The organism is Rhodanobacter sp. UC4438_H5 (genome assembly GCF_052978405.1).
The window spans coordinates 160,719-173,728 of record NZ_CM129672.1 but is presented as its reverse complement, the minus strand read 5'-3'; the positions used below and the strand labels follow the sequence as shown (position 1 = coordinate 173,728).

General features: G+C 69.3%; 15 protein-coding genes. 4 read left to right on the top strand and 11 right to left on the bottom strand.

The window, feature by feature from the left end; translation table 11 throughout:
• Positions 1-2 precede the first annotated feature (2 nt).
• Entirely contained in the window at positions 3-446 is a 444-nt protein-coding gene (locus ACVCL9_RS00785; RefSeq protein WP_447097050.1) for a secondary thiamine-phosphate synthase enzyme YjbQ, read from the bottom strand.
• Positions 443-1,030 (bottom strand): pyridoxamine 5'-phosphate oxidase, encoded by a 588-nt coding sequence (gene pdxH / locus ACVCL9_RS00780; protein WP_395116899.1) that lies wholly within the window; start codon positions 1,028-1,030, stop codon positions 443-445. Before pdxH ends, ACVCL9_RS00785 begins: the two co-directional genes overlap by 4 nt.
• Before the next feature lie 212 nt (positions 1,031-1,242).
• On the opposite strand from pdxH, the gene ACVCL9_RS00775 reads away from it, so the two are divergent.
• Positions 1,243-2,073: a kinase gene (locus ACVCL9_RS00775; RefSeq protein ID WP_395116897.1), complete on the top strand. Its 831-nt coding sequence runs from the start codon at positions 1,243-1,245 to the stop codon at positions 2,071-2,073.
• Between the two features lie 39 nt (positions 2,074-2,112).
• Here ACVCL9_RS00775 and ACVCL9_RS00770 read toward each other — a convergent pair whose 3' ends face one another.
• The 3 genes from ACVCL9_RS00770 to ACVCL9_RS00760 form a co-directional block, all read right to left on the bottom strand.
• Entirely contained in the window at positions 2,113-2,316 is a 204-nt protein-coding gene (locus ACVCL9_RS00770; protein ID WP_395116895.1) for a dodecin family protein, read from the bottom strand.
• Between the two features lie 109 nt (positions 2,317-2,425).
• Positions 2,426-2,767: a YbjQ family protein gene (locus ACVCL9_RS00765; protein ID WP_395116893.1), complete on the bottom strand. Its 342-nt coding sequence runs from the start codon at positions 2,765-2,767 to the stop codon at positions 2,426-2,428.
• Positions 2,768-2,799: 32 nt separating this feature from the next.
• Positions 2,800-3,633 (bottom strand): NAD-dependent epimerase/dehydratase family protein, encoded by an 834-nt coding sequence (locus ACVCL9_RS00760; protein ID WP_447097051.1) that lies wholly within the window; start codon positions 3,631-3,633, stop codon positions 2,800-2,802.
• 35 nt (positions 3,634-3,668) lie between these two features.
• On the opposite strand from ACVCL9_RS00760, the gene ACVCL9_RS00755 reads away from it, so the two are divergent.
• Both ACVCL9_RS00755 and aroB read left to right on the top strand, forming a co-directional pair.
• Positions 3,669-4,226, top strand: a complete 558-nt coding sequence (locus tag ACVCL9_RS00755) for a shikimate kinase (protein ID WP_447097052.1) — start codon at positions 3,669-3,671, stop codon at positions 4,224-4,226.
• Positions 4,223-5,338: a 3-dehydroquinate synthase gene (gene aroB / locus ACVCL9_RS00750; RefSeq protein ID WP_447097053.1), complete on the top strand. Its 1,116-nt coding sequence runs from the start codon at positions 4,223-4,225 to the stop codon at positions 5,336-5,338. The genes ACVCL9_RS00755 and aroB overlap by 4 nt, the downstream gene beginning before the upstream one ends.
• 24 nt (positions 5,339-5,362) lie before the next feature.
• On the opposite strand, the gene azu is transcribed toward aroB, so the two are convergent.
• Positions 5,363-5,980, bottom strand: coding sequence for an azurin (gene azu, locus ACVCL9_RS00745; protein ID WP_447097054.1), 618 nt, complete (start codon positions 5,978-5,980; stop codon positions 5,363-5,365).
• Between the two features lie 242 nt (positions 5,981-6,222).
• Between azu and ACVCL9_RS00740 the strand changes: the two genes are divergently transcribed.
• Positions 6,223-6,615: an MAPEG family protein gene (locus tag ACVCL9_RS00740; protein ID WP_447097055.1), complete on the top strand. Its 393-nt coding sequence runs from the start codon at positions 6,223-6,225 to the stop codon at positions 6,613-6,615.
• A gap of 158 nt (positions 6,616-6,773) precedes the next feature.
• Here ACVCL9_RS00740 and ACVCL9_RS00735 read toward each other — a convergent pair whose 3' ends face one another.
• From ACVCL9_RS00735 to ACVCL9_RS00715, 5 genes are all read right to left on the bottom strand, one after another.
• Positions 6,774-7,400, bottom strand: a complete 627-nt coding sequence (locus ACVCL9_RS00735; RefSeq protein WP_447097056.1) for an OmpW/AlkL family protein — start codon at positions 7,398-7,400, stop codon at positions 6,774-6,776.
• 330 nt (positions 7,401-7,730) lie between these two features.
• Entirely contained in the window at positions 7,731-8,555 is an 825-nt protein-coding gene (locus ACVCL9_RS00730; protein ID WP_447097057.1) for a DUF6671 family protein, read from the bottom strand.
• Between the two features lie 17 nt (positions 8,556-8,572).
• Positions 8,573-9,490 carry a sulfate adenylyltransferase subunit CysD gene (gene cysD / locus ACVCL9_RS00725; protein ID WP_447097058.1) on the bottom strand — a complete coding sequence of 306 codons (918 nt, stop codon included), beginning with the start codon at positions 9,488-9,490 and terminating at the stop codon, positions 8,573-8,575.
• Positions 9,487-10,491 carry an L-threonylcarbamoyladenylate synthase gene (locus tag ACVCL9_RS00720; protein WP_447097059.1) on the bottom strand — a complete coding sequence of 335 codons (1,005 nt, stop codon included), beginning with the start codon at positions 10,489-10,491 and terminating at the stop codon, positions 9,487-9,489. The genes cysD and ACVCL9_RS00720 overlap by 4 nt, the downstream gene beginning before the upstream one ends.
• Positions 10,488-13,004: a YbcC family protein gene (locus tag ACVCL9_RS00715; protein WP_447097060.1), complete on the bottom strand. Its 2,517-nt coding sequence runs from the start codon at positions 13,002-13,004 to the stop codon at positions 10,488-10,490. Before ACVCL9_RS00715 ends, ACVCL9_RS00720 begins: the two co-directional genes overlap by 4 nt.
• Between the last annotated feature and the right edge of the window lie 6 nt (positions 13,005-13,010).

The following is a 13,010-nucleotide window of genomic DNA, read 5'->3' as shown; positions in this document are numbered from 1 at the left end:
GATCAGTCCGTCGGCATGCCCGTCACGGTCACCACCACCCGGCGCCGGTGCGCGGCGTGGCGGTGTTCCCACAGGTAGATGCCCTGCCAGGTGCCGAGCGTCGGCGCGGCGTTGCGCACCGGCACGCCGAGGCTGACCCCGGTGAGGATCGAGCGCACGTGCGCGGGCATGTCGTCGGGGCCTTCGGCGTCATGCCGGAAGAGCGGATCGCCGTCCGGCACCGCGCGGGCGAACCAGCGCTCGAGGTCGGCGCGCACGGCGGGGTCGGCATTCTCGCCGAGCAGCAGCGAGCAACTGGTGTGCGGCGTGAACACCAGCGCGGTGCCGATGCGCACCGCGCTGGCCGCGACCGCATCGGCGACTTCGGCGGTGATGTCGTGGAAGCCGCGGCCGCGGGTGTCGACCACGAACTCGCGCTGCGCCACCACCACCGCCGACGCGCTCACGGGTACAGCATCCGGGACGTCCAGGTCTGCCCGTGGCGGCTCCAGCGCACGCGCTCGTGCAGGCGGAACTCGGCGCCATACCAGAACTCGATCATGTCCGGCTCCACCAGGTAACCGCCCCAGTGCGGCGGCCGGCTGACGTTGCGCCCGGCGAACTCCTCCTCGTAGTGCTGCACGCGCCGCTCGAAGGTCTCGCGGTCGGGCAGGGTCTGCGACTGCAGCGAGGCCCAGGCGCCGATCTGGCTGCCGCGCGGGCGGCTGGCGAAGTAGGCGTCGGACTCCTCCTCCTGCAGTTTCCGCGCGACTCCCTCGACGCGCACCTGCACGCCCTGGCGCACGTGTTTCCAGTGGAAGCACAGCGCGACCTGCGCGTGCGCCTCCAATTGGCCGCCCTTGTCGCTCTGGTAGTTGCTGAAAAAGCGAAAGCCGCGCTCGTCGACGCCCTTCAGGAGCACGATGCGCGAGGCGACCCGGCCGGCGCTTTCCGCGGTGGCCAGGTTCATCGCCGTGGGTTCGGGGTCGCCGCTGGCCTTGGCCTCGTCCAGCAGCCGGATGAAAGTGTCCAGGATTTCAGGTTTGAGCATGATGTGTGAAACTTCCCTTTTGCGTCGTGGCCAAAGCGCGCCATCATGGAGCGAATGAAACTGTCCGATGATAGTGCAATGATCCCCGCACCCCGCATCCCGCCCCCGGCGGCAACGGCGCGATGCTTCTCCACGCAAGGTGAAAATGGCGGCAATGGCCATGCGCCAGCCTGCCGTCGTGCCGGCCCGGGCCAGGCCGGGAGTCGCCGCCGATGATGTCGCTGGCGCAGCAGCAGAACGAGGCGCTGGCCGGACACCTTCTGGACCAGTACGCCGGGCGCATTGCGCGCTCGCGCAGGCCCTACATCCTGGGCCTGTCGGGCCTGCAGGGCAGCGGCAAGAGCACCCTGGCGCGAGTCATGAAGGCGCAGGCCAAGGCGCGCGGCTGGGACACCGAGGTGCTCTCGCTGGACGATTTCTACTACGCCCGCAGCGAGCGCGAGGCGCTGGCGCGCGACGTGCACCCGCTGCTGCGTTCGCGCGGCGTGCCGGGCACCCACGAGATCGAGCTGCTGCTGTCGGTGCTGGCGGCGGTGCCGCACGCCTCCGCCCGGCTGGCGGTGACCCATCCGCGCTTCGACAAGGGCCGCGACACGCGCCTGCCGCCCTCGCGCTGGCCGCGGATCACCAAGCGACCCGCGCTGGTGATCGTGGAGGGTTGGGCGCTGGGCATCCGGCCGCAGCCGCTGACGGCGCTGGCCCGGCCGATCAATGCACTGGAACGCGACGAGGACCCGGACGGCGCCTGGCGGCGCTGGGTCAACAAGCAGTTGCGCGGCTACCAGCCGCTATGGCGCAAGTTCGACGCGCTGATCGTGCTGCAGGCACCGAACTGGGACATCGTGCGCCGCTGGCGCGGCGAGCAGGAGGAGGAACTGGTCGCACGCCACGCCCCGCTGGCGATGGACGCGGCCAGCATGGGCCGCTTCCTGATGCACTTCGAACGCCTCAGCCGCCACGCATTGGCGACGCTGCCGGCGCTGGCCGACACGGTGGTGGAGTACGACGACGACCGCCACGTGACCGGACTCACGCACGGCTGACAGGGCAGCGTCGAGGCGCCGCCCTGACGCCGCGCGCCCTCAGTCGACGACGAAGTTGACCTTCATGTTGACGCGCCACTCGGTGACGCTGCCGTCGTCGGCGGTGACCACCTTGATCTCGTTGATCCAGGCTCCCTTGATCTTCTTCACCGATTCCCCGGCCTTGCGCAACCCGTGCTGCACGGCATCCTCGATGCCCTGCTTCGACGACGCGTTGATCTCGATGACCTTGGCTACTGACATGGCGTGAACCTCCCGTCCGGGCGTGCAAGCGGCACGCGGCGCTCCCTGTCCCGAAGCCCGAGTCTGGCCCGCACGCACGACGCGGCACAAGCCGCACCGCGTCATGCGTTCAGGCGGGCTGCACCTGCACGGCGGTGCCATAGGCCAGCACTTCGGTGACGCCCTGGGCCACGTCGTTGGCGTCGTAGCGCATCGCCACCACGGCGTTGGCGCCCATCGCGGCGGCATGCTGCAGCATCAGTTCGAAGGCTTCCTCGCGCGCCTTCTCGCACAGTTCCGTGTAGATGGAGATATTGCCGCCGACGATGGTCTGCAGCGCGGCGCCGAGGTTGCCGACCACGCTGCGCGAACGCACGGTAATGCCGCGCACGATGCCGAACGAGCGCACGATGCGGCAACCGGGGATGTCGTTGCCGGTGCTGACCTGGTGATGCGGGATGGATGCAGTCATGGCGCTCTCCTGGATGGCGGGTGGAACGAAGATCAGCTGTCGAGCAGCGCGGCGTAGCCGAGGCGCGCATCCGGCCAGCGCGGCGCGAAGCCGCTGGCGCGCAGCCGCGCATTGCTCAGCCGCTTGCTGCCGATGCCCGGCGGCGGCGCGCCGGCGGCCGGCGGGGGTACGCCGAGCAGTCGCGCCAGATGATCGTGTAGCACGTCGAGCGGCAGCGGCGTGTCGTCCACGCCGAGATAGCACGCCTGCGGATCGGGCAGCGCCAGCAAGTGCGCGATCGCCGCGGCCGCATCGTCCACATGGATGCGATTGGCCCAGTGCGGCGCGGCCCGCGGCACCTGCACCGTGCCGGCGCGCAGGCGCTCGAACAGCTGGGTTCGCCCCGGCCCGTACAGCCCGGCCAGGCGCAGCACCACCGAGCACACCGGTTGCGCGGCCAGCCAGCGCTCCGCCTCGAGCAAGGTGGCGCCGTTGAAACCGGGTGGGGCGGGCGGCGTGTCCTCGTCCACCCAGTCGCCGTCGTGCGCGCCGTACACCGCGCTGGAGGAAACCAGCAGCACACGCTGCAACCTGCCATCGTCGAGCGCGGCCAGCAGATGGCGCAGCCCGTCGACGAAAGTCGCGCGATAGGCTGCCGCGTCGCGGTGGTCCGGCGTGGGCAGGTAAACCAGCTGCGTGAATGCGCGCGGCAAGGCGGCGAGGCTGTCCGGCCGGGTGAGGTCCGCCTGCAGCCAGCGGATGTCCGGGCCCCCTGCCACAGGCGGGTGCCGGCGCAATGCCCATACCTCGTCACCGCGCCCGCGCAGCTGCTGCGCCACGCGCAGGCCGAGATCGCCGCAACCGGCCAGCAGTACCCGCTCGCTCACCGCAACCCTCCTTCGGCGCCTGTTAGCATCACGCCATGAATCCGTCGTGCAACCTGTTCATCGTCGGTCCGACCGGTGCCGGCAAGACCTCGGTCGGCAGGCGGCTCGCCGTGCATTATGGGCTCTCGTTCGTCGATCTCGACCAGCAGGTCGAGCAGCATTGCGGCGTGGACGTGGGCACGGTGTTCGAGCTCGAGGGCGAAGCCGGCTTCCGCCAGCGCGAGAGCGCGCAGCTGGACGCGCTGAGCCGGCGCTGCGGCATGCTGCTGGCGACCGGCGCGGGCGCCGTGCTGGCGAGCGACAATCGCCGCTGGCTGAGCCAGCGCGGTTTCGTGGTGTGGCTGCAGGCCAGCGTCGAGCAACAGCTTGAACGACTCGAACGCGACCATCGCCGCCCGCTGCTGGCCGTGCCCGATCGCCTCGCACGCCTGCAGGCGATGGCCGCGGTGCGCGAGCCGATCTACCGCGACCTTGCCGACCTCGTCGTGCCCGGCCACCATGGCAGCGTCGGCGCCGCCAGCGAACGATGCATCGAACTGATCGACGCGCACTGGCAACGCGACCCTTCTTCCCGTCCCGCGCAGCACGCATGAACAAGCCCCCCTTGCACAGCATCAACGTCGCGCTCGGCCTGCGCAGCTACCCGGTATGGATCGGCAGCGGCCTGCTCGACGATCCGGCGCGCTGGCGCCCGCTGCTGCGCGGGCGCCATGCGTTGGTGGTCAGCAACACCACGGTGGCGCCGCTGTACCTGGAGCGGGTCGAGGCGGGGCTGGAGGGCTTGCACTGGTCGTCGTTCCTGCTGGACGACGGCGAGGTGCACAAGAGTTTCGCCAATGTCGGCCGCGTGCTGGACGCGCTGGGCCAGCTCGGCGCCACCCGCGACGCCTGCGTGATCGCCCTGGGCGGCGGCGTGGTCGGCGACCTCGCCGGCTTCAGCGCCGCGTGCTGGATGCGCGGCATCGACTTCATCCAGATGCCGACCACCTTGCTGGCGATGGTCGACTCCTCGGTCGGCGGCAAGACCGGGGTGAACCTGCCGGTGGGCAAGAACCTGGCCGGAGCCTTCCACCAGCCGCGCGCGGTGATCGCCGACATCGACACACTCGCCACCCTGCCCGCGCGCGAATACCGCGCCGGGCTCGCCGAGGTGGTCAAGGGCGCAGCGATCGGCGACGAGACGTTCTTCGTGTGGCTGGAGCAGCACGCCGACGCGCTGGCCGCGCGCGACGTCGACACCGTGCTGGAAGCCATCGCGCGCAAGGTGCAGTACAAGGCCGGCGTGGTGGCGCGCGACGAGACCGAGCAGGGTGAACGCGCCCTGCTCAACTTCGGCCACACCTTCGGCCACGCACTGGAAACCGCGGGCCACTACGCCAGCCTGCTGCACGGCGAGGCGGTGGCGATCGGCATGCTGCTGGCCGCGCAATTGTCCGAACGCTCCGGCATGAGCGAACCCGGCGATACCGCGCGGCTGGAACGGTTGCTGCGCACGCTCGGCCTGCCGCTGGCGATCCCGGCGGGGATGGACACGGCGCGGCTGCTGCAATGGATGCGGCTGGACAAGAAGAACGCCGCCGGCCAGTTGCGCCTGATCCTGTGGCGCGGCATCGGTCGCGCGGAGATCGTCGCCGCGGTGCCGGAATCCGCCGTCGCGGCGACACTCGATGCCGCCGCGCGCGGGCCAGGGGTTCCGGCCGCCTGACCGGGCCGGAACCCGGCGCGCCGGTTACTGGACGCTGATGCTGCCCTTCATCAGGGCCGAGTGGCCCGGGAAGCTGCAGAAGAACACGTACGGACCGTCACCCTGGATCTTGCTGACCGGGAAACTCACCGAGGTGGTCTCGCCACCGCCGATCAGCTTGGTGTGGGCGATCACGCGCGAGTCGTCCGCCTTGACGTAGCCGGCGGCCGCGCCCGCGGCAACGCCGTCGGCATCCACGGCCTGCATGTCGGACTGTTTGGTGATCACCACGTCATGGCCCATCGCGGTGACCGGCATGGTGCCGGTGTGCTTGAGCGTGATCTTGAAGTCCTTGCACGAGGAAGGCACCACGATGGAGGACACGTTGTACTGCATCGCGTCCGAACCCTCGATCTCGGTGGCGCAATCGGTGACCACCGCGGTGCCCTTGCTGGTGTCCATGGCCGACCCGGCAGGCGCGTTGGCCATGCCGGCGGCGGTCGTCGCCGGAGCGGGCGTCATCGCCACCGGAGCCTGGGCCGGGGTCGTGGTGGCGGACGGGGCCGGCGCCGACTCGGATGTCGCCGGCGACGACGAGTTGTCGCTGCAGGCGGCCAGCGCCAGCGCACAGGCGGCAGCAAGCAGACTCGGTTTGATGTTCATCGATCGTCCTCCTGGGTGGCAAAGCCGCATCATCGAACAGCGATGCTCTGCATCCCGTGAAGACGCCCCGCCCAAGCATGCCGCAGGGGCGGGCGGCGCCGGCACCTGCGTGCTGCCGGACCATTTCTCCGCGAACGCCCCGTGTGCATCCATAGGCTGGCTGGCAACGTACAACACCCATGGCCCGCCGGTGGCGTGCGTGGCCGCGTCTTGACGTTGTGGACCTGCCGGGAGAGTTGGAGATGACGACTGAATTGCAGATGCTGGGCTGGTCGGTGCTGCTCGGGATCGTTTACGTGCTGTTCGCTGCCGCGCTGGGCACATGGCAGCGTGGCCTGCGCTGGAATGTCGGCAACCGCGACGGCGACCCCGAGCCGCTTCGCGGGCCCGCCGCACGCGCCGCCCGCGCCAGCCACAATTTCCTCGAGACTTTCGCCTTCTTCGCCGCGGCGACCTTGGCGGTCGTGGCGACGCAGCAGACCGATGCGCATACCGCGATCGGGGCGCAGGTCTACTTCTGGGCGCGACTCGCGTACTTGCCGATCTATGTGGTGGGTATCCCCTACCTGCGTACGGCCGTGTGGGCCGCCAGCCTGTGGGGCATCCTGCAGATGGTGGAACCCTTGCTGCGCTGAACCCGGCAAAACCCCGGACCACTGCATGGAGACGCTCCGAGCGTGCGGCCAGCTGCTTGTCGTCCCGGCGAGATGAGGCATCCAGCGTCCGACAGACCTGGAGTCCCGGCTTGCGCCGGGACGACGAGCGGCTTCAGGCGATGCCGCGGCAGCAGACGTCAGAAGCTGTAGCCGACGCTGATGCCGTAGATCCAGGGATCGACATTGGCTTTGCCGATGCCTGCTCCGTTGAGCCTGACGTCGCTGCTCCAGTCGAAGTACTTTGCGTCGGCGCGCACGAACACGTTCGGCGTGGCGTGGAAATCCAGGCCCAGCTGTCCGACGAAGCCGCTGCCGTCCTTCACGTCCAGGTTCGTGCCCGCGATGGGTCCCGTGGTGCGTTCGTCGCTCACGTTCACCCAGCCATAGCCCAGGCCGACGAAAGGCTGCCACGCCTGGTCGGCGAGGAAGTGGTACTGGGCGGTGAGCAGCAGCGGCATGTGCTTGATGGTGGCGGACTTCGCGCCATCGAGCTTCACGTCGTGCTCGAACTTCACGAGCGGCAGCCACAGCTCGGCGCCCCAGTTCGGCGCGAAGCGATAGCCCAGCGTGAGGGTCGGCTCCCAGTCATCGCCGATGCTGGAGCGGAACGCGCCCGCCAGGACGCCGTTGCTGCTTTTGGGCGCGACACCGTTGTAACCCACCGCGCCGTAGAAGCCTGGCGCGCTGTAATCCTGGGCCCGGGCAGTACCGGCACCGGCAACAGCCAGAGCGCAACCGGCGACAATCAAGGGCAAAACTTTCATGTTGGCATCTCCAATGAGGTGACAGACTGGTTCGAGACTCTCGAGGAAGGAGTCCTGCTTCGCGCTGGGAAATGCCCCTACGCGAATGCCTGTACGGTCACCCGCAAGTTTTGGACTGAATTCGTGCTGAACCGAAGCCCGGCCATGCGGCAGGCCATGAACCGCCGTCGCCACGCACGGGGCCAGCGGCACGCATCCATCGCCAGCTGCTGGCCGGGTTGGCGCGGCAATCGCAACCTGCACATCGATCGCAGACCGGCCCGGGTTTTCCTGATGGCGGCGAAGACGTTGCCGGCCTGGTCGAATGATCCGGCGCAGGCGTCGTCCCGGTCACGGATTGCAGCAATCGCAGAAACCCGGGTCCGCCCAGGCCTCCCGCGCGAACTGCTCGCGGCGAAATCCACACCCTGCGCACACCTCGATCATGGCGCGGGTTGCGGCCGTGGCCGCATGACAGGACGCGCAAGGCAGGCCGGCGATGCGTTCCGTGGCCACGAAGCCGCGTCGTCCGCAGCGCGGGCAACAGGATCTGCAGCGCCGCACGAGATCGATGGCCGCACGCCTGATGGCGCGCATCCGGGTCGGGTTGCGGCATGCGCGCATGTCCGTCTCCACGCAGGCTGCGCCACTGATGGCAATCGCATCGGCAACGTTGGCCAGCAGTTCCTCCGGGCTCATGTTGTCCTTGCGCAGCAACACCGCTGGATCGGGCTTGCCATCGACTGCCGCCGTCACGATCACTCCGTGCGCGGGAAAGCCGATGCCTTCGGCAAACTCCACGGCGGAGCGCGCATCCACCACGACGCGCTGGGCGTAATTGGTGCGCGGCGTGGTGTGCGTTCCGACGATCTCGACACCGTCGCGACGGTCCAGCAGCATCACCAGCTCGGTGTCCAGAGGCACGAACGGCACGTGCGGATGGGGACCGAAGCTGCCCTCGCTGGCAACACCTGCATGCATCTCAGGCATGCATTCCAGGGCAGCGGCGATCTTGGCTCGGGCCGTTGCGAGCGGAGTATCCCGGCGAGGAATGTCACGACTGAAGGTACCGAACCGATCGGTGTCGAAGCCGGCCAGCAGTTGCGGTTGCAGGCCCAGGGCGCCCCTAAGCAGAGGGCCGATCACGGCCTCCTTGCCGTGCATGGTGGCGATCACGACACGATCCAGTGGCATCAGAAATAGCCCTCGCGCTTGTGCCTCTCCAGACTTCCGCTTGAATCCCGGTCGACCAGCCGACCCTGGCGTTCGGACAAGCGTGACGCGATGGTCTCTGTCAACACGGCCTCGAGGTCCGCCGCATCGGACTCCATGGCCCCGGTCACCGGCCAGCAACCCAGGGTGCGGAAACGCACGCGGCGAAGACCTGCCCTCTCGCCGGGCCGAAAGCGCATGCGCTCGGGCTCGTCCACCACGATGAGCGCACCATCGCGCCGAACCACCGGCCGCCACGCCGCAAAGTACAGGGGCGCCAGCTCGATCTTCCTCAGCATCGCGTACTGCCAGATGTCGAACTCCGTCCAGTTGGACAACGGGTAGACGCGCAACGACTGCCCGTTGGCCATGTCGGTGTTGAACAGCTTCCACAGTTCCGGTCGCTGCCGGCGAGGGTTCCATGCGTGTCCTCGCTCGCGCAGCGAGAACACGCGCTCCTTCGCACGCGACTTCTCCTCATCGCGACGCGCGCCACCGAACACCACGTCGTAACCGCCTGTGTCCAGGGCCTGCTTCAGCGCATCCGTGCGCATGGCCGTGGTGTAGGCATCGCCATGATCGAAGGGATTCACGCCGGCCGCCCTGCCCTGCTCGTTGGCGTGGACAAGCAACCGGAAACGATGCTTGCGGGCGAAGCGATCGCGAAACATGAGCACGTCGCGGAACTCCCAGGTGGAGTCCACGTGGAGCAGCGGCAGCGGGGGCGCTGCGGGGTGGAAGGCGCGCGCCGCGAGACAGGCGAGCGCGGTGGAATCCTTGCCGCCGGAAAACAGCAGTACGGGCTTTCGCGCCTGGGCCACGGCCTCGCGCAGGATGAAGACAGCCTCGTTCTCCAGGTCCGCCAGATGACCGGTTGCCAGGGCAGGCGCGCTGGTCATGCGAGCGCATGGCCAAGACCCGCCGCCCGCCACAAGCGGTCGCGCAGGGCATGGTTCAGTCCGCGGCCATCCGGCGGCACCACGATCAGTACGGCGAGATCCAGGTCATCGGCTTCGCGCAGGCGCCGGTACAACTGCTGCGCCTGCTGGTCCGGGGAGTGCCCCATGGACAACCACGGCACGTGGGCCGGCCAGCTGCCGGCACGCCGCTCGGAGAGCACGCCCACGCGAGCGCTGAGCGCGGTGTATTCGGCGATGCGTTCGGGCACCTGTTCCATCGATGCCAGCACCACGCGGGCGTTGGGGGCGTAGTGAAGCTTCATGCGGCCGGGGCTGCGTATCGACGTGTCGATGGGCGACTCGACCGGCTTGCCGGTCACCCGCTCCAGGTCCTCCCCGGTGATCGCACCGGGCCGGAGCAGCCGCGGCAGGCCGGTGGAAAGATCGACGATGGTCGACTCGATGCCCACGCGGCAGGGGCCGCCATCCAGCAGCACCTCGACCGCATCGCCAAGCTCTTCCCGGACGTGCCGGGCGGTGGTCGGACTGATCTTCTTGTGCCGGTTGGCAGAGGGCGCAGCGATCCCCCCGCCGAACGCTTCCAGCACGTCCAGCGCCAGCGGGTGTGCGGGCACGCGCAGCGCCACCGTATCCAGGCCGCCCGTCACGCCGTCGCTCACCGTGGCGGCGCGGGGCAACACCAGCGTGAGCGGGCCAGGCCAGAAGGCTTCGGCAAGGCTCCATGCGAGCGCGGGAATGTCCCGCGCCCACTGCGCCAACTGGGCGGCCCGATGCAGGTGCACGATGAGCGGATGGTCTGCCGGGCGCTGCTTGGCCGCGAAGATCTTCGCGACCGCGGCGGGGTTGCCGGCATCCGCGCCCAGTCCGTAGACCGTCTCGGTCGGCAGGCCGATCAAGGCGCCGCGGCGCAGCGCATCCACCGCGTCGCGCACGCCAGCACTCCCGGAGAGCCTGATGTCTTCCCGATCCTTGATGTTCATGCCGCGTCCTCCCAGGTCAGATGGCCGGTGTAGCGATGCATGGACCCTGGCTTGTCGCCGAAGGCGAACAGGTGGGCCCAGCCGTGGTCGAACAGGTGCCGCACGGCTTCATGCCTGGCGACGATGGCGTTGATGGCGTCCAGCGGAGCGGCGATGACGACGGACAGCCGCAGCGGCTCATGGACATAGCGCTTGCCGTCATGCAGCGACTGCCATGGCAAGCCGGTGCGCAGGTCGCCGCCATTGCCCTCCAGCACGCCCAGCTTGCCGACCACGTTGTGGAGCGTCTTGTTGCCGCTTCCGAAGACCCGGTTGTCCACCGCCGAGCCGTAATACTGCAGGCTGATCCACGCGCCCACGATCATCGGCGCGGTCATGATGGATTCCAGGGTCTTGAAGCCGTCATCGCGCTGCCAGTCGTAGGAATTGAGGAAGGCACGCCCCGCCAGGTCGAGGCCCGCGGTGCGGCTGCGCGGGGCGATGATGTATGAGGCGCAACCCGCCAGGCCCCACTCCGGCCGTACCTCGCTCCAATCCCTGCTGCGCGCCAGGACCTGGTTCTCGATCGAGCGCCGGTCGTGCAAGGTGAGGATGGCGGCACGTTCCTGCCGGGTCACCCGGCCGGCCTCGGCCAGCGCTGCCTGCAGTCGGGCCAGGTCGTCGGCATGCGTCGCCGGCAAGCCGTCGGTGTCGAAGATCGTCACCTGGTCGGTGGTGGTGTCGTGCAGCGCGCCGAGGAAATGTGTCTCGTCGGGAATCACCGTGCCGCGTTCTGCCAGGGCCTGGCGCACCTGGCGGTCGTTCAGCACCGCAGCCGCCACCCGCGCATTGGCGTCGCCCGCGTGCCCACCGCAAGCCCCGCAATCCAGGCCGCTGGCATGCGGGTTGTTGACCGAGCTGGCGCCGTGCCCGACGAACAGCACCACGCGCGCGAACTGCTGCCGCAGCGACATGGCGCGCAGGGCGCCCTCTGCCAGCGCGACCCTGGTTTCCAGCGGCATGCCGGTGGCGCGGTCGTTCGCGGTCGAGGGCGTGATGTCCGGCGCCAGTCGCGTGAGTGCAGCGGCGTCGATACCGCGCTCCGCCGGGTGCGCTTCGGGCCGGGTGAAGCCCAGGCTGTCGGCGATGAGCTTGCCGGCGAATTTCCATCCCATCGCTTCGACGAAGGTGAACGACGACACCGCGGCCAGCTTGAACCAGCGCCATTGGCCGATGGCGCGAAGCCGCCGCCGCCGCCGCGTGGCGATGTCGGCCTGCTGCTGCGCCGTCGCACCCCCGACTGTCTCGTGCACCGTCAGGCCGGGTGCCAGCAGCACCGGGCAGCGGGGACCACCCTGGCCCCGGGCGAGCGGCACATATTCCATCGGCATGCCGAAGAATCCGGCCATGCCCAGCGTCTCCACGCCGGGCGCCACCTTCTCCAGCGCACGCCGGAAGGTTTCGGAGCGCACGTCGATGCAGAACACGGCCTGCACCGCCGGGCGCATGGCGATCACGGATGGCCGCGGTGCGGCGAGCTTGGCGAGGAAGCATCGCTGCCAGGCGATTTCGTAGGCGTCCTGCAGGATTTCTTCCAGCGTCGGCGCGGCCGGCTCGTTTTCGCGGGCCGATGCAGCGAAACAGGCGCGGGCCTGCTCCCATCCGGCCGCCAGTGCGGCGACCGGCTGGCACGTTTCCAGCAGCGCCACCTCGAAAGCCAGCCGTATCGCCAGCAGTTCGAGCAAGGTGTCGTCGCGCCGCCCCGCCAGCTCGCTTTGCCAGACCTGGTAGCGGGCGTAGCCGGCCCAGCCGCCCACGCTCATCAGCAGCCGGTGGAAATAATCGGCAAGGCCCGGTTCGTCCATCTTCAGGCGGGCCGCTCCATGGGCGATCATCGCTTCGGCAGTGGCAGGAAGCGCGCCGATCGTGCGGTGGAATCCGGCGAGCCCCATGACCTGGGGCGTGCGATCGATGGCGGCCTCCTCACGCCAGGCCGCATAAGGGCCCAGGTGCCGTGTCGACGCTGGCCACAGCGCCTGCCCCGCGTCGAAGTAGCCGGCCGCCCACAGCGAGACCCGCTCGCCGGCAAAGCTGGCCCAGTCCCGTCCGGTCAGCTTGCCGGCGACGTCGGCAACGGTCGGCAGCGGCGCATGCGTTGCCACATCCTCGGTTTGCAGTTGGCGGCGCAGCGCCGCGACGTCGAGGGTGCGAGGGGCGGCACTTCCCTTGCGCAGCAGGGCCTGGCCAAGATCCCGGTCGGTGATGCGACCCTGGGCGATGGCGTCGCGGTAGAACGCGCGCGGCATGGTCATGCGGGCGCCTGCCACCTCGGCCATGACGCGCGCGACCTCGCCGAAGCGGCGGTCGGCCATGCCGAGGAAGGGATTGACGGCCACGAAATTCTTCAGCGGCCACAGTGGCGCGATGCGTCCACACGCGCGCTGCGCGGCTTCACATGCACGCCCTGCCCCGATGTCGGAGGAAGGTGGGATGGGATCGGCTTGTTCCCTGATCTTCAATGCGATGGCGTTCATGGGCGG

Bases quoted from the DNA above. Each gene is read 5' to 3' on its own strand.
- cysD (WP_447097058.1), bottom strand. From the start codon at position 9,490: ATGACCAGCGCGCCTGCCCTGGCAACCGGTCATCTGGCGGACCTGGAG.
- ACVCL9_RS00775 (WP_395116897.1), top strand. From the start codon at position 1,243: ATGATGTCGCTGGCGCAGCAGCAGAACGAGGCGCTGGCCGGACACCTT.
- ACVCL9_RS00735 (WP_447097056.1), bottom strand. From the start codon at position 7,400: ATGAAAGTTTTGCCCTTGATTGTCGCCGGTTGCGCTCTGGCTGTTGCC.
- ACVCL9_RS00740 (WP_447097055.1), top strand. From the start codon at position 6,223: ATGACGACTGAATTGCAGATGCTGGGCTGGTCGGTGCTGCTCGGGATC.
- ACVCL9_RS00715 (WP_447097060.1), bottom strand. From the start codon at position 13,004: ATGAACGCCATCGCATTGAAGATCAGGGAACAAGCCGATCCCATCCCA.
- ACVCL9_RS00720 (WP_447097059.1), bottom strand. From the start codon at position 10,491: ATGAACATCAAGGATCGGGAAGACATCAGGCTCTCCGGGAGTGCTGGC.
- aroB (WP_447097053.1), top strand. From the start codon at position 4,223: ATGAACAAGCCCCCCTTGCACAGCATCAACGTCGCGCTCGGCCTGCGC.
- azu (WP_447097054.1), bottom strand. From the start codon at position 5,980: ATGAACATCAAACCGAGTCTGCTTGCTGCCGCCTGTGCGCTGGCGCTG.
- ACVCL9_RS00755 (WP_447097052.1), top strand. From the start codon at position 3,669: ATGAATCCGTCGTGCAACCTGTTCATCGTCGGTCCGACCGGTGCCGGC.
- ACVCL9_RS00765 (WP_395116893.1), bottom strand. From the start codon at position 2,767: ATGACTGCATCCATCCCGCATCACCAGGTCAGCACCGGCAACGACATC.
- ACVCL9_RS00770 (WP_395116895.1), bottom strand. From the start codon at position 2,316: ATGTCAGTAGCCAAGGTCATCGAGATCAACGCGTCGTCGAAGCAGGGC.
- pdxH (WP_395116899.1), bottom strand. From the start codon at position 1,030: ATGCTCAAACCTGAAATCCTGGACACTTTCATCCGGCTGCTGGACGAG.